The organism is Ruficoccus amylovorans (genome assembly GCF_014230085.1).
Taxonomy (GTDB): domain Bacteria; phylum Verrucomicrobiota; class Verrucomicrobiia; order Opitutales; family Cerasicoccaceae; genus Ruficoccus; species Ruficoccus amylovorans.
Genome location: NZ_JACHVB010000012.1, coordinates 140,555 through 160,128, shown reverse-complemented (window position 1 = coordinate 160,128; position 19,574 = coordinate 140,555). Strand labels below are relative to the sequence as shown.

Genomic DNA, 19,574 nt, shown 5'->3' with positions numbered 1-19,574 from the left:
TTAGCCCCGGGGGACTTCGACGAAACCGGCCTTGCGCCAGACCTTGGAGAGGGTCTTGTAGGCGCGCTTCTGGGCGGCGGCGCTGCCGTCGCGCAGGACGGACAGGAGGTAGTCCTTGTCGCCGTGAATGGCCTCGTAGCGCTCACGCACCGGGGTGAGCATTTCGACTACGGCCTCGGCCACAGCCCCTTTGAAATCGGCGTAGGTCTTGCCCGCGAAGTCCCTTTCCAGCATCTCGACCGGCTGGCCGCTGGCGGCGGAAAAGATGTTCAGCAAATTGGTGATGCCGGGCTTGTCGGCCCCGGCGCGGATCTCGCTGCCGGAGTCGGTCACGGCACTGCCGATTTTCTTGCGGATCGTCTTGGGGTCGTCGATGAGGTAGATCGTGCCGTTCTGGTTGGTATCGGACTTCGACATCTTCGACTCGGGCGACTGGAGCGACATGATGCGCGCCCCGGTTTTCGGAACGTCGATCTCGGGCACTTTGAAGGTCGGCGAGTAGGTCTCGTTGAACTTCTGGGCGATGTCGCGGGTGATTTCCAGGTGCTGCGTCTGGTCCTCGCCCACCGGGACGCGGTCGGCGTTGTAAAGGAGGATGTCGGCGGCCATCAGGACCGGGTAGTAGAGCAGCCCGCTGCCGATGAAGCCCGCGCTGCCGGAGTCCTGCTGCTTGCGGGACTTTTCCTTGAACTGGGTCATGCGCTCCAGGCGGCCCAGAGGGGTCAGGCAGCCGAGCACCCAGGTCAGCTCGGCGTGACCGGTCACATGCGACTGCAAAAAGAGGTGGCAGCGCTCCGGGTCGAGGCCGCAGGCGATGTAAGTCGCCAGGAGATCGAAAGTATTCTTGCGCAGGTCCGCGGGGACATAAGGCACGGTGATCGAGTGCATGTCCACGATGCCGAAAAAGCATTCGTAATCGTCCTGAAAGCGCACCCAGTTTTTGACCGCCCCGAGGTAATTGCCGAGATGGATTTTCCCGGTGGGTTGGGCGCAGGTGAGAACGACGGGTTTGTCGGCGGTTTGTTCAGCCATTTTTAAGGGAAAACGCCCCGGACCACACCGGGGCAAGCCAAAACGTGCGGGGACGCATAGAGCGTTTGAAGAAATATTATAGCCACAATGGTTAAATGGCTAAATGGCTGATTGTTAATTGTTGGCTGTTTGAACCCGGGAAATAACAATTAACCATTTAACCATTTGGTCATTCGGCCTTTCAACGGTTGGTAACGACTTTATTTACTCCGCCCCCTAATACGCGGTCCCGAGCTTGTAATGCGGGTTCCAGTAGCCGTTGTTGTCGGTCGGGCCAAACCAGCCGACGGTGTACTTGCCGTTGTCGTCGCCGTAGGCATTCTGGCTGGTGTCGGCGTCGTTGGGCGCCTCCAGCGTGACGTGACCGTCGCACCAGGCCACGAGCGCCTTGCCGTTGAAGCGGAAATGCGTGGTCGGGGTCAGTCTCTGCCCCAGTTCGGTGCCGGAAAGCGCATGGTAGGGCGCGGAAAGATAGGTCTCCACCACTCCGCCCTCCTTGACCAGCGCGGCCGAGGTGAACATGACGGTATTGGCCGGATCGATGAGTGCGCTGGGGCGGTTAGCCGCTGTCTCCGTGCGAACTGGGCGGGTTGGACGCGTGTTTCCACCCCCCGACGAACCGGAAGGAGCAATCGTTGCGGCGGGATCGTTGCCTAGGTAAATCCCGTTGTAGCCGTAGCCACCGGTGCCCTTGTTGAACTGGTTGCCCTCGTCCTCTTCGAGGATCTGCTCAAAGACCGGGCACAGGCTCACCTTGCGGTCCTCTCCCAGATAAGGCGTCAGGTAGCCGCCGTAACCAACCCAGTTGTTGGAGCTCTTCTGCTTGCCGTGCCAGTGAACCGTATCGGCCAGGTTTTCAGCCTTGGCGAAGCGCCCGGTGTCGGCGGCACAGGCGTAATTGGCAGTGACGAGGGCGCGGATGCTCCCCATCGAACGCGAGGTCATGGCCTGCTGCCGGACACTGCCCACCACGTTGACCACGAGCGTGCCAAGAATGGCGAGGACTGCCATAGCGCTGAGCAGTTCAATCAGGGAAAAGGCGCGGCGGAGCCGCCCGGAAGTCTTTGTCTTTAGTGTCATTGTGCGTCAACCCAGTCGATGCGCACGCGATAGAAACGCGTGGTGTCGGCGGACAAGTCGGTGAAGCTGACAGTTTGCCAGACACCGAGCGTGGCTTGAGTGTGACGAGATTCGGCAGAAGTGGTCGCCTCCAGGCCGGGGAGCGAGACCACGGGGTCGGAAAAGGCTTCAACCCGCGCAACCTCGTACCAGGCAACGGGGCTCAGGCTGTCGGTCGCCTCCAGCACGTAGGTGATGTCGCTGTTGCGCACGTCGCGGCGGAAGCTAAGCTGCGGCTTGCCGTCCACCAGTTGCATCCGGGGGAGATTACCGGCGTCGGGGGCGGCAGGGTTCATATCGAAGGCGTATTCGAGCAGGTTAACGACGCCGTCGCCGTCGTCATCGTCGAGCGGGTTCATCGCCGTCGTACCGCTCCAGTCGTAAAAGCCGCGCTCCTGCCCGATAACCCCGATGGCGTCCAGATCGAAGCCGCCCGTGCCCTCGTTATAGATGTTGGTCGGGTACGGGTCGTAAATCGAGTTGCCGAGAGAATCCAGCCGCGAACCGTCGCCGGGGATATCGACGATTCTGATATAGCGGATGTTGTTAATGTCCACCTGACGCTCAATGTCTTCGTCGTCCAAATAGGTCAGGTCTTCCTGACGCAAGCTGGCGAGGTCAAAGGGCGTTCCCCAGCATTCGCCCTGATTGTTGACGTGTTTACCGGCGAGGTTGTAAACATTCGTCGGGTCGAGCGAACCGTTGGGGCCGTAGGCGGCCTCGGTCAACGAGACCGAAGGGAAGCGCGCGAAATGCACCCCGTCCGAGGAAACCTCGACGTAGGCCAGTTCGGCGAAAACGCCACCAATCCCCTCGCCGGGATCTCCGCCATCCTCGCCCAGTTCGGATTCGGAAAAAATCGCGTTCTCGAACACGACGAGATCCGCGCCGGGCACATCGCGCACCGGCTTGCGAAAATAAAGGGTGATGTAGCCCGGTTCAACTTCTGCGGTATCCTGGCCCGGCGCATAGCCCCCCAGCGAGCAGACATCGTTGATATAGGGAAACAGCGGCCCCTCGGCCATCACCGGCTCGGACCAGGGCCAGTAATATCCCTCCACGCTCGGCTCATAGGCCACCCCCGGATAGATCGTGCCTTCTTCATCGTAGTAATAAGCCCAGCCGACAAAGACCGGGTTGATGTAGTTGCCGATGTTGACGGTGGGGTTGCCGTACTCGTCCGGCAGGGGCACGCCGCCCTCACCTGCCGGGCCGACCCAGCCGGGGATGGGTGCGTCGTAGGCGTTGTCGGGGTCGTACTTGCCACGCGAATAGTCCCCGCCATGCAATAGCGGGGACATCAGCGCCAGCAGGCACAAGGCCGAAACCAGCATTTGTCTATTATTCCAAGCCACCATACATTCCAGGTCTTATTCCCTCAACCGGGTCACGCGGCGGCGATAATAAAGTGAAAACGCGAGCATGAAGATCCCACCGGCCAGGGCGTAAACGCTCGGTTCGGGCACCGCCTCCAGCACCGAGATGCCGTCCTGGCTCCAGGTCGTGTAGTAGAGCTTCCCGTCCAGCTCGTCCAGATAGACGATTCCGTCATAGAGGGCGGTCCCGATCACATTGCCGTCTGAGTCGGTGATTAGAGTTTCGTAGGTCGAGTAATCATTGCCGGAGTAATAGATGGTGCCGTCTTCGCCCACGGCAACACCGCCGATACCGCCGTTGTTACCCGTCATGGAGTAGGTCTCAAGGATATCGCCATCGCCGACCAGCAGCGGCGTCCAGGTGCCACCAAGCTCCATGGTCTGGAGGAAGCTGTTGAGCTGCGCGTTGCTGTAGCCGAGGATGTAATTATCCCCCGTGAGGCCGTAGGTCCCCACGACCATGCCGGAGTCCCCGAAGGTAAGCTGAGCCGAATTCGTCCCGAACTGGGCAAAGGCGGTGGTGCTGCCAGTCTCGCCATCGATCCAGTAAACTGTGTTCCCGGCCATGACGAAGGCTTCCGTGTTGTAGAAAGCGAGGCTGTAGTTGTTGGTCAGGCTGTTCACCTGGGTCCACTCGCCGGACGAGCTGACCTTGTAGATCCGGTCGATTGCGGGATTCTGCCAGTTGGTGAAGCCGACCCAGACGGAACCGTCCGAGGGGTTGTAGCTGACAAAGGAGGGCGAAGCTGCCGAGCCAAGATCAGCATCGGGAGCGCCCAGGTTGCCCGTCTCGGCTCCGCTGCTCATGGAGTACTGCTTGAGCGCGCCACCGGTCCAGCCGTAGGCGTAGCTTGAGCCGCTTCCGGCATCGGTGTAAATGTCAAAGGCCCCGAAGGAACGCCCCGTCAACACCGTCGAACCGGTGTACCCGGCCCCCGGCGTGATCGCCCCCTGGGCACTTGCGGCCAGCAGGGCCGCCACCATAAATACAATAATCTTGGTCCCTCGTAGCATAGTAGATTAGAGGACGTTTTTGGCATGCGAGTGTCAATTAGAAAATGTACTTTGCACGGCGGTTTATTTCCCTAAGCTGCCCCATAACGCCACCAAGCATGCACGGGAAAAGAAAAACCAAACAGCGCGATGCCATCATCCACGCCTTGCAGCAGGCCCAGCGCCCGCTGAGCCTGGACGATATCCTCACCTCGGCCCGCCAGGACTGCCCCGGTATCGGCCAGCGGACGATTTTCCGCAACCTGGCCGAGATGATCCGCGAGCACATGCTCATCCGGGTCAACTTCCCCGGCCAGCCCGTGCGCTACGAGTTACCCAACCCCGACGGCGGCCACCACCCGCACTTCATCTGCCGCGAGTGCAACCAGGTCTTCGTCCTGCCCGGCGAGACCCCGGCGGTCATGGACAAGGTGCAGCAGCCCCCGGAATTCGAGTTCGAGGGCGAAGAGGTCATCATCTTCGGCCGCTGCGTAAAAAAGCTCTGCCCCCTCAAGTCTGAGGAGAACCTGTAGCTGTGCTGCCCATCTGGCCGTCCTGAAGGCGGGTCAGGTATTTTTTCAACTCTTCGGAGCGCAGGGGCTTCGTCAGGAAGGCGTTGACCCCGGCCTCGTGGCACTCCTGCTTGAAGTCCTGAAACGCGCTGGCCGTGAGCGCGATGATGTAAGGTTGCCGGTCCCGCGCGTAGCTCTCGCGGATGTTGCGTGTGGCCTCCAGCCCGTCCATTTCGGGCATGTGCATGTCCATCAGGATAACGTCGTAGTGGCGCTTGCGCATGGCGTCGAGCACCTCCAGCCCGTTGTTGGCGATGTCGGCGGAGTAGCCCATTTTTTTCAACAACAAGCCCGTCACCTTCTGGTTCACCTTGTTGTCCTCGGCCATGAGGATGTTCAACTGCCGTCGCTCCTCGCCCTCCGCAGAGGACTGCGCGGAAGGAGCCTGCCTGACAGGCGGCAGCGGACGGGTGGAGAGCTTGAGCGCGTCGGCCATATACTTTGAGAGCGTATTCAACCGGTAGGTTGGAGGGAGCGCCAGTTCAAAGGTCTCGGTGTAGTTCTGGCTCAGCCTGGCATTGCTCGCACGCAGCAGCACCAAGCTGAGTTTCCCCTCGTAGATGCGGTCAAGCTCAATGGCCAATCGGCAGGCATCGTAATTTTTCAGGTCCTGCGCGATAAGCACCAGGTCGATGTTCCCGTTAAGCTTGGACCAGGCCAGGCACTCGTGGGCCGAGCGAAAGGCCTCCACCCGCAATCCGAGGGTTTTGAGCTGCCGGGTGTAGTATTCGCGTGTCAGGGTGTGGCTCTCCACGATCATGACGGACTTGCCCGCATACGGCACGGCGGCGGGTTCCTTCACCTCGTCCGAATTGTTGTGGACGCTTTTCATGGGCACGACGACATGGAAAACGGTCCCCTTCTCCACCACACTATCGACCCATATCCGCCCGCCCATCCGCTCCAGCAGCTTCTGGCTGATGACCAGCCCCAGGCCGGTCCCGCCATGCCGCCGCGTCGAGGACGTGTCCAACTGGCTGAAGGACTTGAACAGCCGGGTCATCTGCTCCTGCGAAATCCCGATCCCGGTGTCGTGCACGTCAATCGTGACCTCGTGGAAGCCGGAATTTTGCAGCCGGGCGTTAACCAGGATCGACACTTCACCCTCTTCGGTGAACTTGACGGCGTTGCCCACCAGGTTGAAAAGCACCTGGCGGATGCGGGTGGCGTCGCCGAGGAAAGTCTCGGGCATGCCGTCGGCAAGGCGATAGGCCATGCGCAGGCCCTTTTCGGCCGCCTTGGGGCCGAGCAACTCCAGGGTGCTCTCGACGCAGTCGCGCACGCTGAAGGGGGCCTTGTCAAAGTCCATGCGCCCGGCCTCGATCTTGGAGAAGTCGAGGATGTCGCTGATAATGGCCAGGAGCGACTCGCCGCTGAGCTGGATCGTCTCCACGTAGTCGCGCTGCTGGGCGGTCAGCTCGGACTCCATCAGCAGGCCGGTCATGCCGACCACCCCGTTCATCGGAGTACGGATTTCATGGCTCATGGTGGCCAGGAACTCGCTCTTGGCGCGGTTGGCGGCGTCGGCGTCGGCGAGGGCCTTGCGCATCTCCCTTTCGTGTTCGAGACGCCGGGTGATGTCTTCAATAAAGGTCACGACCTGCTTTTCGCCCTCGCGGCCGTCGATCATGATGTTCTGAAAGACGACGGAGACCCGGTGCCCGTTTTTATGGAAAAGCTCGCTCTGGAAAGGCCCGCTCCAGCCCTTTTCCATCATCAGCGCCCGTTCCTGCTCAACCTCCTCCAGTCGGTCCTCGGGAAAGAGTTCACGGTATGAACGCTGGGCGATGTCTTCCTCCGTGCAGCCAATGACTCCGAGAAAGGCCTGGTTGCTGTGGAGCATGATCCCGTCCGCGGTCTGGATCACCATGCCGATGGGAGACTGGCGGAAAATGGCGCGGAAGCGTTCGTCGGCCACACGGCGGGCGTCCTCCTCCACGTTGCGCTTGATGGCAGCGCCCAGATTACGCGCCGACGCGGCGAAAATCGCCCGCTGCTCCTCGGTCCAGTTGCGCTCCCGGCGGCAATCCTCAAAGGCCATGAAGCCCCAGCAGGTATTGTCGAAAACAATCGGGCAGCAAAAAAGCGAACGGATGCCGAAACGGGCCAGGAAATCGGCATCGGCGCGTTCCGCGCCCGGCAGCGAACAGAAAACCTCCCGCTCCTCGACAAAGCGCTCGTACCAATGCCTGAGCCCAAACTGATTGTAGGAAAAAGGCTGGAATTCCCGGTTGTCCATGTGCGAGGTCATCCCGGTACGCGCCCACTCGTAGTGCTCCTCGGCCTGGGGCTTGTCAGGCGACATACCCGCCGGATGGTGCATCAGGTACACGCGGTCCACCCCGGCGGTTTTCCCCACCAGACGGAGCGCCTCGTTAATGGACCGCGAGAGGTCCGGCTCGCTCAGGATGATCCGGTTCATCTCGGCGATCGACTTGAGCAGCTTCTGGTTGTACTCCAGCTCTTCCAGCGACTGCAGCGAGCGGCGACGCGCCTGGTTCTTGACCGCCTCGGCCTTGATCAGGATAAACTGAATCCAGGCCGCAACACTGCCGAGCATCCCGCTCAGGATCAGGGAGAGGATAATGCCTCCGGTCGCCACCCCCCGTACTTCGGCCATGCGCTGGTTATAGACGTCGATCGGCAGATCGACCCCCGCATAGGCCACAGTATTGCCGGACGAGTCCACCACTGGCGCCAGCCCCGACATATATGTGCCGAAACGGTCCGTGTAGGGTTCGCTGGTCGAATAAACTTCATTCGGGCCGAGTTTGCGGATCGCCTCCTGGTCCTCCGGCGCAAAATTGCCCGAATAGGGCTCCATGATGGCGATGGGCTTCAGGTTGCCCGGCTTGCGTTTGAGCAGGTCGATCTTCTGGCTCGTGTCGAGCACGATGCTGTAGCCGCCCTGGCTTCGGGGCGTCATGGTGTAAACCCGCTCGATGTCGGGCGCCGCGTTGTGAAAGGCGATCATCGGCTCCAGCAGCAACTCGTGCATGAAGCTGTCCTGCTGCTGCGGAGAAAGGATCTGCCGGTGCTTGTCTCCGTCAATCTGGGCCGCCACCAGACGTGCCAGGCGCTCCAGGTCGCCCCGGATGCTTGAGACTTGCGTGCTGCGCGCCTGGTAATACACATAGGCCACGACAATGCACCCGACCGCAAAGATCATCCCGGCAACCAATAGCCCGAGTGCGGCCGGTCCGAAACGGACCCCAGTCTTTTCTTGTTCTTTTTGCAAGCGTGCTTTGTATCGGTAAATTACAGTAAAAACTAAACAGAGGACTTTACCCTATATTTGCAGACGATAATAAATCTGCAACACCGAAGAAGAAGCCTTAATTCCCTGCAAAATTCCCTCTCATGAGCAAGTTTGAGCACTTTTCAGCACAAATGGCAATCGACGCCGTGCGCAAGGCCGCACTTTTATGCGCACACGTCCGGGCAAACCTGACTGCGGACGGTGCGCTGGCCAAAAACGACAAATCGCCGGTCACGATTGCCGACTACGGCTCGCAGGCCGTCATCCTCCACCTGCTCCAGGCCGCCACCCCGGATATCCCGGTGGTAGCCGAGGAAGACGCCGACGCCCTTCGCGCCGACGACAACGCCGCTCTGCGCGCCCAGGTCTTCGCCGAGGTCAGGCGTATCCTGCCCCAGCTTGGAAACCCGGAAATCCTCGCTGCCATCGACCGCGGCAACCATACCGGCGGTCCCGCCGGACGCTTCTGGACCCTCGACCCCATCGACGGGACCAAGGGCTTCCTGCGCAACGACCAGTACGCCATCGCCCTTGCGCTGGTCGAAGACGGGCAGCCCGTGATGGGCGTGCTCGGCTGCCCCGAACTCCCCTGCGGCCATGAAGCAACGGCCAAAACCGGATGCCTGCTCGCCGCCTGTCGCGGAGAAGGGGCCTGGCTCTACCCGCTCGACGCAGGCGAAGCCGCTCCGGTCAAGGTCTCATCGACCGCCGACACCGCCCTCGCCTGCTTCTGCGAATCGGTCGAGAGCGGACACTCCCGCCATGACTGGTCTGCCACCGTGGCGGAGAAACTCGGCATCACCCGGCCTTCGGTCCGGATGGACAGCCAGTGTAAGTACGCCTCCATCGCACGCGGAGACGCGGACATCTACCTGCGCCTGCCCACCCGCCCCGGCTACGAGGAGAAGATCTGGGACCACGCCGCCGGCTGCCTCGTGGTGGAGGAAGCGGGTGGCACTGTCACCGATATCCGCGGCAAGCCGCTCGACTTCAGCGCCGGGCGCACGCTCCGGCACAACAGCGGTGTCGTCGCCACCAACGGACGCTGGCACGACCAGGTCATCGCCGCCATCCAAGCGGCCACCCCGGCATAACCGGGGCGGTTTAAATAAAGCCGTAGCCGCCACTAAAAGAGCGAATGGTTAAATGGCTAATTGTTGTTTTCTAGATTTCGCATCCAACAATTAACAATTGGCTACTTAACCACTATGGCTACAGGTTTTCTTAAACACCTAACAATAAACGAGCTACATTTACCGGAGCGTAGTCGTGGCCTCGGCCACTGGCGCTTCGTTGCGTGATTGCGCACGGTGGCTGACGACAGCACCGACGACAAAAGCGATAGCCACGGCAATAGTGAGAAGAATGCCGGGCGTAGTCATTTTGTTCCTGACAAGTTTATACATGAGAAAGAATCGTTAGGAGGTCAGAAACGAGAGACGGGGACGATTTTCTTGCGGAAAAGCCTCTTCAAGCAGAGGAGCGCGGGGTCGGGCCAGTACCGACGGGCTGCGTGAGAGTCGCCCGCTGTTTGGCTGGATATGGACGGCGCGGTCATCCCAGAGCTCAACCATGTCCATATCGACACGATTGGTGATCTCCAGGCCTTCCAGGCCTTGTTTGCGCAGCCACTTCTCAATCGGAGGGAGAGACTCCGGCAGGGTTGCCCGCGCAGTCACGATTTTCACCTGGTAACCGGCGGCCCGCCAGCGATGGATACGGGCCAGCATCAAGGGGATGGGGCGCCCCACATGCTTCAGCCCTTTCCAGCTCTTGAATCTGGCTAACGTGCCGTCCAGGTCCACTCCGATCCAAGCCTTCTCCGTGAGCGGCGGAATCACTTCCGTCGATGCCAGAGAAGCCTCAACCTTGGCTGCGTGACCCGTCAGCCGCTGGAGTATGGACTTCATATGATAAAAACAACAACCGGGGAAGTCGATAGCACCTCGTAAGCAACTATTCGTCACTCATGGGTTTTCCCTAGTTTCGATAGGTAAGACTATTTAAACAGGCCTCGAAAGCAAGCTTTAAGCGCGTGAGCAGCGTCCCTTTACATTTAGATTACAATAACTTATGAACATAGTTAGCTTTCATCACACAACAGTTAAAATCAGGTAAAAAGACAACGAAAGCCCTGCTGCCGATCTCCGTCTGGACCTTGTTTCGCCGCCTCCGCACAACCTTTCGCCTGCGCGCACGCTTTTCTTTGCAATTCGCCCACTTCCTCACTAGAGACATTTATCATGCCGAGCCGAACGGTTGAGAACTACATCCGAAACATTTACCTGCTCGCGGACCGGGCTGAACATGGAACCGTTACGGTCGAGGAGATCGCGGACAGCCTCGACCTCATCCCCGGCACGGTCTCATCCATCGTCAGCGGGCTGGCCAAGGCGGAACTCGTCACCGAAGAGCCCCCGCAAACAGTTCGGCTCACCTCCAAGGGCAAGGAACTGGCTGTGGGCATGATCCGCCGCCACCGCCTGCTGGAATATTTCCTGGCCGAAGTGCTGAAAATGAACCTCGCCGACGTCCATCACGAAGCCGAGACCCTCGAACACGCCGTCTCGGACCGCTTGCTCGAACATTTGGACGCCTTTCTCGGCGAACCACGCTTTGATCCGCACGGCGACCCCATCCCGACGCGCGAAGGTCACATGCACCGTCGCCACATGCATCAGATGACGCACCTGACTCCCGGCCAGCGGGCCAAAGTCGCCCACATCGCCGACCAGCAGCCCGATTTTCTCGAACACGTACGCTCGCTCGGGCTGTTGCCCGGCACGCCGTTCAAGGTCAGCAAAGTCCACACCCCCTCGGGAGTCTTCACCATCGAAATCCCCGGCCAGGCCCCCAGAGAAATCGGCCTGTCCGCCGCAGGTAAAATCTGGGTCGAACTCTGACCCGCCCCCACCCGGAGCCTCAGCCGGTTATTCTATTTAAGGGTCTCTCCAGCATCCAGTTATATCACTTTCTGAAAAGAAGGATAAAATGAAAGCGGTGCCCGCGAAGGACACGAATAGGCGGAAAGGAACTTCGGGCCCCTTCGCGTGGCGTACCAGGCAACCCTCTTGTTTAAAAAAGCCGGTCCGCAACGGACCGGCTTTTGCCAGGTAAATTGAACCGTTAATCTACGGGCGCATCTCAACTGCACCCCAGCGAAGTGCCGCAGTTCAGGCAACAGGCGCAGGTGCCAGTGACCTTGACCTTGCTCGACCCGCATTCGGGGCAGGTCAGGTTGCCCTCGGACTGAGTCAGAAACTCAAGCTGCTCGGTGTCGATGTGCGCCTCCTCTTCCTCCTTGGGGATGGTCGTGCTGCCGGGGTGCTGGTCCTCGAAGCCACCTTCGGCCTGGAGGGCGGGCGACATACGCTCCTTGTAGCCGGGGATAAACTCCATGCCCAGCAGGCGGGCCACGTAATCAACCACACTCTTGGCGAAGGGAATGTGCGGGTTGCGAGTCATGCCCTCGGGCTCGAAGCGGACGTGGCTGAACTTTTTCACCAGCGTTTCCAGCGGCACCCCGTATTGCAGGCAGAGCGAAACCAGCGTGCCGACGGAGTCCATCAGGCCGTTGATGGTTGAGCCCGCCTTGGCCATCTGGATGAAGACCTCGCCCGGCTTGCCGTCGTCGAACTTGCCGATGGTGAGGTAGCCCTCGGTCCCGGCGATGGAGAATTTATGCGTAATGGACTGCCGCGTGTCAGGCAGCTTGCGGCGGTACGGCTCGGTCACGACCTGCACGACCGGCTTTTCCTCTGGCGTGTCCTTGCGGGTCTTGATCGGGGCCGAACGCTTCGAGCCGTCGCGGTAGATGGCGATGCCCTTGATGCCCTTTTTCCAGGCTTCGATGTAGGTCTGGCGGATGTCCTTGACCGAGCACTCCTCGGGCATGTTGACCGTCTTCGAGATCGCCCCGGAGAGGAAGGGCTGGACCGCGCTCATCATGTCGATGTGCGCCGTGTAGGGCAGGTAACGCTTGCCCATACCGGAGCGGAAGGCCGAGTCAAAGACCGCCACATGCTCGTCCTTGATGCCGGATTCGCGCACCTTTTCGCCCATCTTGATGTTCTCGACCGTGCCGTACTCCTTGACGTGGGCGCAGATTTTTTCAATCGCGGCCTTGTCGTAGCCGAGCGTTTCCAGCGCCAGCGGGATGGACTTGATTGGCAGGGTCATGAGACCGCCGCCGGCGAGCGTCTTGTATGCGACCAGGCCGATGGCGGGCTCGACGCCCGTGGTGTCGCAGTCCATGAGAAAACCGATCGTGCCCGTGGGCGCGAGGACCGTGACCTGCGCGTTGCGGTAGCCGTAGCGTTTACCCAGGTCGGAGGCTTCCTTCCAGACCCTGGCGGCGTATTCGGCCACGGGCTTGGGGGAGTGGTGGTCGAGAGCCTCGACATGGCTTTTATGCAGTTCGATCACGGCCTGCATGGAGGCGACGTTGTCGGCTTCGGGTGGGTTGGGCACGCCGTAGTGGGCGGCCTCGTGGTAGCCGGGGAACGGCCCCTTGAGCGCGGCCATTTCGGCGGAAGTCTTGTAGGCCACGCCGGTCATGGCGGCGGTGATGGCCTTGGCCAGCCCGAGTCCCTCCGGCGAGGCATACGCGTAACCGTAGGACATGAGGAGCGCACCGAGGTTGGCGTAGCCGAGCCCGAGCGTGCGGAACCAGTGGCTATTGTAGGTGATGCCCTCGGTCGGGTACGAGGAGCGGTCCACGATGATCTCCTGCGCGATGATGAAGATACGGGCGGCAGCGGCGAAGCGCTCCACGTCGAAGCCCTCTGGCGTGCGGAACTTCATCAGGTTGAGCGAGGCGAGGTTGCAGGCGGAGTTGTCGAGGAAGAGGTACTCGCTGCACGGGTTGGTGCAGTTCTGACGGCCCGAACCCTTGCAGGTGTGCCACTTGTGGATGGTGTCGTCGAACTGCATGCCGGGGTCGCCGCAGATATGGGTGCCCTCGGCGATCTTGTCCAGGAGGAAGGACGCGTCTTTCTCCTCGCAGGGCTGCCCGTCGGTCACGCGGCGGGTGAAAAACTTTTTCCCGTCGATGGCGGCCTGCATGAACGAGTCAGAGGCGCGGATGGAGAGGTTTTCGTTCTGGTACTTGATCGAGGCGTAGGCATCACCGTTAAAGGACGGGTCGTAGCCCTCCTCGATCAACGCCCAGGCCTTGCGCTCCTCGACCTGCTTGGCCTTGATAAACTCCTCGATGTCCGGGTGCCAGTCCTTGAGGGTGTTCATCTTGGCGGCCCGGCGGGTCTTGCCGCCGCTCTTGACCACCCCGGCCACCGCGTCGTACACGGCCAGGAAGCTGAGAGGGCCGCTTGGGCGTCCGCCGCCGGAGAGTTTTTCGCGGGTCGAGCGGATGCTGGAAAGGTCCGTGCCCGAGCCCGAGCCGAACTTGAACAGCATGGCCTCGGCGCGGGCCAGGTCCATGATCGACTCCATGTTGTCCTCGACGTGCTGGATGAAGCAGGCCGAGCACTGCGGGTACTCGTACTGGCTCTCGGCCCGCATGACGACATCGTGCTGCTGGTTCCAGTAAAAGTTGCCCTTGCACGAGTCCTTGCCGATTCCGTAGGCGTGGTAGAGGCCGAGGTTGAACCAGACCGGCGAATTGAAGGCGCCGTACTGGTTGGCAAGCAGCCAGGTCAGCTCGTCTCGGAAGATGTTCGCCTGTTGCTCGTCCTTGAAGTAGCCGTCGGCCAGGCCCCAATCGGTGATGGTGCCCGCCACGCGGTCAATCACCTGCTTAAAAGAGCTTTCGCGGCCCCCGTTTTTCGGATCGGTACCGTTGTCGATGTCGCCGTAGAGGTATTTCGAGGCGAGGATTTTTGTCGCCAGGTCGGAGAAGGCGGCCGGGACTTCGATGTTGTCCTGCTTGAAGATGGCCTTGCCCTTATCGTCGGTGATTTCGGCAGTGCGGTATTCCCAGGTCAACTGACCATAGGGGTGGACGTCCGAAGAGGAAAAGCAGCGGTTGATGGTGAGCGCGTGCCTGGGAGTCTGGTTGCGGGTGGAGGATTGGTCTTTCATGCGAATAAAATGTGAATAGCGGTGAACAACTTACTACATGTGGGGTGTTTTTAGCGTAAAGCCGCTAAATCTAGTAGTCGAGTAAAACCGATCCAAACACAATGGCACGCGGAAACGGCCACCCGTCCGCACTTTCAAACGCCGGTTTAGCTCTTCATTAGCCCCCCTAATCCAGCCATCTCCTTCCGCCCAAAATTGAAAAATCCCCAACCCCCTGACCACGAAGCGCTATCGGGTAAATGGCATAAAGACGCCGTCATTTTTCGTCGCTCGCGATGTGCGCTGGTCGGTGGCTGTTCGGGTCGGGCAAGCGACGAAAGTCCTCGTGCCAGGTGCCATCCACATAGCACACACCTGCCGAAGAAGCAGAGCCTGCGCATGCTCCGGGGTGCCTGCCCCGCCCCCGCCTATCCGCGTGCACAAACCGGACCCTCTATATGGGCGATTTCGCTGTCGCTGAGTCGGAAATCCATCGCCCCGATGATGCCTTCCACCTGGGCGGCGTTGCGCCCGCCGACGATGGCCCCGGTCACTTCCGGACGCCGCAGGGTCCAGGCGATGGCGGCCTCGCCGGGAGTGCGACCGTGGGCGGCGGCGACTTCGCGCAAACGCTCGACCAGACGCAGGTTTTCGGAAAGCTTCGGCTCCTGAAACTCGGCGTTGCCGCTGCGCCAGTCGGCCTTGGGGAGCTTGGCGGCACGCTCGCGCGTCATGGCACCAGTGAGCATCCCCGAGCCCATCGGCGAGTAAACAATCACGCCGATCCCGTGTTGGCCGCAGTACGGCAGCACGTCCTGTTCAATCTCGCGGCGCAGGAGCGAATACGGCGGTTGCAAGGAGGTGACGGGTGCGATTTCCGACGCCTTCTCCAGCTCTTCACGACTAAAGTTCGAGGCCCCGATCCAGCGGACTTTGCCCTCGGCTTTCAGCTTGGCCATCTCGGCCCAGCCTTCGAGCGTTTCGTCCAGTTCGTCGGCGGGCCAGTGCATCTGGTAAAGGTCGATCACATCGACCTTGAGCCGCTTCAGGCTGGCCTCGATCTCGCGGCGGACCGACTGCGCCGGAACCTTGAAATCCACCTCCCCTTTTTCATCCCAGACGATCCCGCACTTGGTAAAAACGTAGGGCCGCTCGCCCGGCCAGTCGGCCAACGCGCGCGCCACGACCTCCTCGGAGTGTCCCAGGCCGTAGGCCGCGGCGGTGTCGATCCAGTTCACGCCGAGTTCGAGCGCCTTGTGGATAGCCGCGACCGAGTCCTTGTCCTCCTGGTCGCCCCAGCCGTATTTCCAGTTGCCGCCGACCGCCCAGGCCCCGAAGCCCACGGGCGTGATTTCCATGCCAGAATTACCGAGAGGTCGCTTGTTCATAGCAACCAGTATAGCGCGCTCAACTCCACGTGCAACCACGGGCACGCAGCTTACCCTATTTTTCGGGGGCAACAGGTTTTCTGACCCCGCTCAGGCCATAGCGAGAAAGACACCCGCCCCGGCGAAGAAGCCGATCAGCGCCAGCCAGGACACCCGCTTCAGGTACCACAGGAAGTCGATCTTCTCCATGCCCATGGCGGCGACCCCGGCGGCCGAGCCGATAATGAGCAGGCTCCCGCCCGTGCCCGCCGAGAGAGCGATAAACTGCCAGACCGGCGCGTTCAGCGGATCGTTGTACATCCCAATCGAGGCGGCCACCAGCGGCACGTTGTCCACCACCGACGAGAGCATCCCCAACAAAAGCACGACGATATTTTCGTTGGGGATGACGGTCCGCAGGCTTTCGGCCATGTAGCGCAGCGCCCCCATCGGCTCACCGCCGACCGAGCCATAGACCAGCGACTCCAGCACGCCGACCGCCATCAGGATACCCCAGAAAAACAGAATGCTCGACATCTCGATCTTCGAGAGTGCGCGGTTGGAGGAGTACAGGTAGCGCCGGGCCTGCTTGAAATCCCTTTCCGGGTGGATGCTCTCCGACACCGCCCAGACAATTCCCAGTCCCAGCATGATCCCCATGTAGGGGGGCAGGTGGACCAGCGCCTTGAACACCGGCACCGAGACAATCGCCCCGAGGCCGAGCCAGAGCATCGTCCGGCTGCTGAGCAGGCGTTCCTCTTCGAGGTCGGACTCGTTGTCCACCGAGAGGTTTCCCCGGAACACCGGCAGGAACGAGGCGATCCCGAACGGCACCGCGAAGCAGATAACAGACGGCAGCACGGTGTAGAGCACCAGATGCGTGGCAGAGACCTTGTTCGCGATCCAGAGCATGGTCGTCGTCACGTCACCGATCGGAGACCAGGCGCCCCCGGCATTGGCTGCAATCACAACCAGGCTCACGTACCAGATGCGCTCCTCGCGGGAGGAGATGAGCTTGCGCAGGAGCGTCACGAGGATGATCGTGGCGGTCAGGTTGTCGATGACCGAGGAGAGGACAAACCCGCCAATCCCGGTGATCCACAGCAGCTTGCACTTACTCTGGGTGCGTACGGCCCCCTTGAGGATGCCAAAGCCCTGGTGCAAGTCGATGATCTCCACGATAGTCATCGCCCCGATCAGGAAAATCAGGATCTCCGCCGCCTTGCCGAGGTGATGCAGGATAATCGCGTTCAGCCCGGCCATCGAGGCCTCCGCCGTCTCCGGCGTAAAACTGAATACCTCTCCTTCCCCGTTAATGATTGAAAACCAGCCCTCCCGAAAACCGCAGGTCAAGACCGCCCACATGATCACCGCCATCAGCAGCGCGGGGACGGTTTTATCGAGCTTGAGCGGATGCTCCAGCGTAATCGCCAGATAGCCCAATACAAAAATAAGCACCAATACAGGTTCCATACCACCTGCACTTAAATTACATATTCTAATTCAACACAATCCCAGAATATAAATATCTAATTGAATGGGTGATTTTAAGCCCGTGTGCGTTGCTGTATTTGCCCGCCTAATGACATGGACACGCAATATGCCGGGGGATTGCCCAAAAAAAGCCATTTCCCGATAACAGCTTATGGTCGCGGCAGAAAAGTCACCAAATAGAGACAAAAAAAGAGGACGCACAGGTTGCGTCCTCTTTTCAAAGCACTGGCAGTCGCAAGGGCCACCTTCGGGGCTGGTGCGGTGACTCGTTAAACCCGCAACTTGATGACCACCTTTTTAGATTCCACATCGGCCTGATGCGAGCAGCAGGGCAGGTGCCCGTCCTGCGGGAAAAGCACGGTGAACATGCCGGGCGTCAGGATGAGTGCCTGGCTGGCCGCCCCACTGTAAAAGATCACGTCGCGCTCGGCATCGTAGGGGATGGATTCGCTGAGCACGTCCAGCGGGCTGTGGTAGATGATTTCCTCGCCACTGACCATGTACTGGAGGTCCACGTAGTTGTAGTGGGACTCGAACTGCCGTCCGTCCGCCGGCGAAGTCGTGTAGCTCTGCACCAGCGCGAAAACGCGGTCACCGTCCAGATCGACGCGACCATCCGGGGTGCCGGGGTCGAATCCGGCCAGGTAATCGAAGGCCAGGTCAAGGCCGGGGTGGCAGTTGCGGTAGCGGAACTGTTGTTCCAAATGATCGTAAATCATGGGTAATGGGTCGGTTTTCAGTTTGCTAAAAACTGCCCTGCCCTCTGCGGAAAAACACACGCCGGGCGCAGCAGCACCTCGAAACTGGTCAATAGCCCCGCACCGGGCAAGCCTATCCCTCTCCGCCTGACAGAAATTTCCGGTCCTCAGATATAGTACATGGGGCCGGTCTCGGCAGCCAGGTCCGACAGGCGGATTTTCCGCGTCTGCTCGGCGAAGGTTTCTCCGATCTCGGCCCAGACCGCCTGCACGGCCTGTCCGGACTGGCCGTTGGCGGAGACGGAGTTCTCCAGCATCTCGGCGTCAACGATACGGATAATGTCGAAGAGGGAAATTTCCCCCGGGGCCTGGGCCAGCGCGTAGCCCCCCTGCTTGCCCCGGCGGCTGATGATAAGTCCGCCGTTGCGCAACTCGTTCAGGATCTGGACGAGGTAGTTGGCCGGCACGTTTTCAGCCTCGGCAAGATCTTCGATATGAGCCAGTTGCTGGCTCCCGTGGCTGCGCGCCAGTTGAGCCAGGACGCGACAGGCGTATTCGATTTTGAGAGAGAGTTTCACGGGAAAAACCCCATTCTTGAGCGAGCTACCCAACAAAGGCAAGACAGGAAAGCCCCGCCGCAGGCGAAGTCAGCCGCCGCTTGCTATAAGCTTGGCAAGCAGCCTCCGTTGCGCCAGAAAAAGTTTATCCCCGACAGAAGCGATGAACGAGGAAATCGAGCAAATCCAGCAGCACACGGAGTTTATTGTCCAATTTCTGGTCGAGAACGGCTCCAAGATACTCAGCGCGTTCATCATCCTGCTGATCGGGTGGATCCTGTCGGGCTGGCTGAAGGGCTTCCTGCTGAAGCGCTTCGAGAGGCGCAACCTCGACCCCACCCTTTCGCGGTTCTTCGCCGGGAGCGCACGGGTCATGATATTGGCCGTCGGCGTCACCTTCGCCGTGGCGAAGTTCTATAATATAGCGCCGCTCATCGCCGGTCTGGGGGCCATCGCCTTTGGGGCCACCCTCGCCATCCAGGGGCCGATCTCGAACTACGGCGCGGGCCTGGCCATCATCCTGACGCGGCCCTTTGTCGTCCACGACACGATCCTCGTCCAGGGCCAGTACGGAATCGTGCACGAGGTTACACTGGGCGTCACCCGACTCATCACCGAGGACAACGAAGTCATCTCCATCCCCAACAAGCTCATCATGGGGGAGATTTTTACTAATTCGCGCGCCAACCGCATTGTCGAGGCCACTCTGAACATTCCCGCCAGCGCCGACGCGCAGCGGGCCTGCCAGGTCATGACCGAAGCGATCAGCGCCGTAGAGGGCGTGGCCAGCACGCCCGCTCCCATGATCGGGATCGATGAGTTCCGCGACGGCACGATCCAGCTCGGCTACCGCTACTGGCTGCCGACCGAGCGCTATCATCAGCTCCGCTATCAGGTCAACGGCGCGATTGACGCGGCTTTCCGCTCGGCGGGGATTCCCTTGGCCGTGCCCCCCTACGAGGTGCGCATGCGGGGCGGCGAGAGCGTCTCTTAAACGCCTTCTGCGCGTTTTGCGCTCAAAAATCCCCCTCCGCCACAGGTGTTTCCGGCCTGTTCTAAACTTTTTGTTCGCCTTGAGAACGCCGTTTC

At 60.6% G+C, this 19,574-nt stretch carries 15 protein-coding genes; 4 read left to right on the top strand and 11 right to left on the bottom strand.

Annotation, left to right across the window (positions count from 1 at the left end; translation table 11 throughout):
* The 4 genes from trpS to H5P28_RS01710 form a co-directional block, all read right to left on the bottom strand.
* A complete protein-coding gene (trpS, locus tag H5P28_RS01725) occupies window positions 1-1,032 on the bottom strand; it encodes a tryptophan--tRNA ligase (protein ID WP_185673974.1) in 1,032 nt (343 codons plus the stop codon).
* 216 nt (window positions 1,033-1,248) lie between these two features.
* The gene (locus tag H5P28_RS01720; RefSeq protein WP_185673973.1) at window positions 1,249-2,112 is read right to left on the bottom strand and encodes a type II secretion system protein; all 864 of its coding nucleotides are present in this window, start codon (window positions 2,110-2,112) and stop codon (window positions 1,249-1,251) included.
* A complete protein-coding gene (locus tag H5P28_RS01715; protein ID WP_185673972.1) occupies window positions 2,109-3,485 on the bottom strand; it encodes a hypothetical protein in 1,377 nt (458 codons plus the stop codon). The genes H5P28_RS01720 and H5P28_RS01715 overlap by 4 nt, the downstream gene beginning before the upstream one ends.
* A gap of 36 nt (window positions 3,486-3,521) precedes the next feature.
* Window positions 3,522-4,541, bottom strand: coding sequence for a hypothetical protein (locus H5P28_RS01710; RefSeq protein ID WP_185673971.1), 1,020 nt, complete (start codon window positions 4,539-4,541; stop codon window positions 3,522-3,524).
* Window positions 4,542-4,639: 98 nt separating this feature from the next.
* On the opposite strand from H5P28_RS01710, the gene H5P28_RS01705 reads away from it, so the two are divergent.
* Window positions 4,640-5,053, top strand: a complete 414-nt coding sequence (locus H5P28_RS01705) for a Fur family transcriptional regulator (protein WP_185673970.1) — start codon at window positions 4,640-4,642, stop codon at window positions 5,051-5,053.
* On the opposite strand, the gene H5P28_RS01700 is transcribed toward H5P28_RS01705, so the two are convergent.
* Entirely contained in the window at window positions 5,031-8,330 is a 3,300-nt protein-coding gene (locus tag H5P28_RS01700; RefSeq protein ID WP_185673969.1) for a response regulator, read from the bottom strand. The genes H5P28_RS01705 and H5P28_RS01700 overlap by 23 nt on opposite strands.
* A gap of 152 nt (window positions 8,331-8,482) precedes the next feature.
* On the opposite strand from H5P28_RS01700, the gene H5P28_RS01695 reads away from it, so the two are divergent.
* The gene (locus H5P28_RS01695) at window positions 8,483-9,445 is read left to right on the top strand and encodes a 3'(2'),5'-bisphosphate nucleotidase (protein ID WP_221773329.1); all 963 of its coding nucleotides are present in this window, start codon (window positions 8,483-8,485) and stop codon (window positions 9,443-9,445) included.
* A 324-nt stretch (window positions 9,446-9,769) separates the two neighbouring features.
* On the opposite strand, the gene H5P28_RS01690 is transcribed toward H5P28_RS01695, so the two are convergent.
* A complete protein-coding gene (locus H5P28_RS01690; protein ID WP_185673967.1) occupies window positions 9,770-10,261 on the bottom strand; it encodes a hypothetical protein in 492 nt (163 codons plus the stop codon).
* A 333-nt stretch (window positions 10,262-10,594) separates the two neighbouring features.
* On the opposite strand from H5P28_RS01690, the gene H5P28_RS01685 reads away from it, so the two are divergent.
* The gene (locus H5P28_RS01685) at window positions 10,595-11,254 is read left to right on the top strand and encodes a metal-dependent transcriptional regulator (RefSeq protein ID WP_185673966.1); all 660 of its coding nucleotides are present in this window, start codon (window positions 10,595-10,597) and stop codon (window positions 11,252-11,254) included.
* A 241-nt stretch (window positions 11,255-11,495) separates the two neighbouring features.
* On the opposite strand, the gene H5P28_RS01680 is transcribed toward H5P28_RS01685, so the two are convergent.
* From H5P28_RS01680 to H5P28_RS01660, 5 genes are all read right to left on the bottom strand, one after another.
* On the bottom strand, window positions 11,496-14,390 hold the full coding sequence (locus H5P28_RS01680; RefSeq protein WP_185673965.1) for a vitamin B12-dependent ribonucleotide reductase: 2,895 nt from the start codon (window positions 14,388-14,390) through the stop codon (window positions 11,496-11,498).
* A 407-nt stretch (window positions 14,391-14,797) separates the two neighbouring features.
* Window positions 14,798-15,757 (bottom strand): aldo/keto reductase, encoded by a 960-nt coding sequence (locus tag H5P28_RS01675; protein ID WP_185673964.1) that lies wholly within the window; start codon window positions 15,755-15,757, stop codon window positions 14,798-14,800.
* A 90-nt stretch (window positions 15,758-15,847) separates the two neighbouring features.
* Entirely contained in the window at window positions 15,848-17,209 is a 1,362-nt protein-coding gene (gene nhaD, locus H5P28_RS01670; RefSeq protein WP_185673963.1) for a sodium:proton antiporter NhaD, read from the bottom strand.
* Window positions 17,210-17,499: 290 nt separating this feature from the next.
* Window positions 17,500-17,949, bottom strand: coding sequence for a NanQ anomerase/TabA/YiaL family protein (locus H5P28_RS01665; protein WP_185673962.1), 450 nt, complete (start codon window positions 17,947-17,949; stop codon window positions 17,500-17,502).
* 146 nt (window positions 17,950-18,095) lie between these two features.
* Window positions 18,096-18,506 carry an Rrf2 family transcriptional regulator gene (locus H5P28_RS01660; protein WP_185673961.1) on the bottom strand — a complete coding sequence of 137 codons (411 nt, stop codon included), beginning with the start codon at window positions 18,504-18,506 and terminating at the stop codon, window positions 18,096-18,098.
* 142 nt (window positions 18,507-18,648) lie between these two features.
* Here H5P28_RS01660 and H5P28_RS01655 point away from each other — a divergent pair, with 142 nt between their 5' ends.
* Window positions 18,649-19,479: a mechanosensitive ion channel family protein gene (locus tag H5P28_RS01655; RefSeq protein ID WP_185673960.1), complete on the top strand. Its 831-nt coding sequence runs from the start codon at window positions 18,649-18,651 to the stop codon at window positions 19,477-19,479.
* Window positions 19,480-19,574: the final 95 nt, after the last annotated feature.

Bases quoted from the DNA above. Each gene is read 5' to 3' on its own strand.
- trpS (WP_185673974.1), bottom strand. From the start codon at position 1,032: ATGGCTGAACAAACCGCCGACAAACCCGTCGTTCTCACCTGCGCCCAA.
- H5P28_RS01720 (WP_185673973.1), bottom strand. From the start codon at position 2,112: ATGACACTAAAGACAAAGACTTCCGGGCGGCTCCGCCGCGCCTTTTCC.
- H5P28_RS01715 (WP_185673972.1), bottom strand. From the start codon at position 3,485: ATGCTGGTTTCGGCCTTGTGCCTGCTGGCGCTGATGTCCCCGCTATTG.
- H5P28_RS01710 (WP_185673971.1), bottom strand. From the start codon at position 4,541: ATGCTACGAGGGACCAAGATTATTGTATTTATGGTGGCGGCCCTGCTG.
- H5P28_RS01705 (WP_185673970.1), top strand. From the start codon at position 4,640: ATGCACGGGAAAAGAAAAACCAAACAGCGCGATGCCATCATCCACGCC.
- H5P28_RS01695 (WP_221773329.1), top strand. From the start codon at position 8,483: ATGGCAATCGACGCCGTGCGCAAGGCCGCACTTTTATGCGCACACGTC.
- H5P28_RS01690 (WP_185673967.1), bottom strand. From the start codon at position 10,261: ATGAAGTCCATACTCCAGCGGCTGACGGGTCACGCAGCCAAGGTTGAG.
- H5P28_RS01685 (WP_185673966.1), top strand. From the start codon at position 10,595: ATGCCGAGCCGAACGGTTGAGAACTACATCCGAAACATTTACCTGCTC.
- H5P28_RS01680 (WP_185673965.1), bottom strand. From the start codon at position 14,390: ATGAAAGACCAATCCTCCACCCGCAACCAGACTCCCAGGCACGCGCTC.
- H5P28_RS01675 (WP_185673964.1), bottom strand. From the start codon at position 15,757: ATGAACAAGCGACCTCTCGGTAATTCTGGCATGGAAATCACGCCCGTG.
- nhaD (WP_185673963.1), bottom strand. From the start codon at position 17,209: ATGGAACCTGTATTGGTGCTTATTTTTGTATTGGGCTATCTGGCGATT.
- H5P28_RS01665 (WP_185673962.1), bottom strand. From the start codon at position 17,949: ATGATTTACGATCATTTGGAACAACAGTTCCGCTACCGCAACTGCCAC.
- H5P28_RS01655 (WP_185673960.1), top strand. From the start codon at position 18,649: ATGAACGAGGAAATCGAGCAAATCCAGCAGCACACGGAGTTTATTGTC.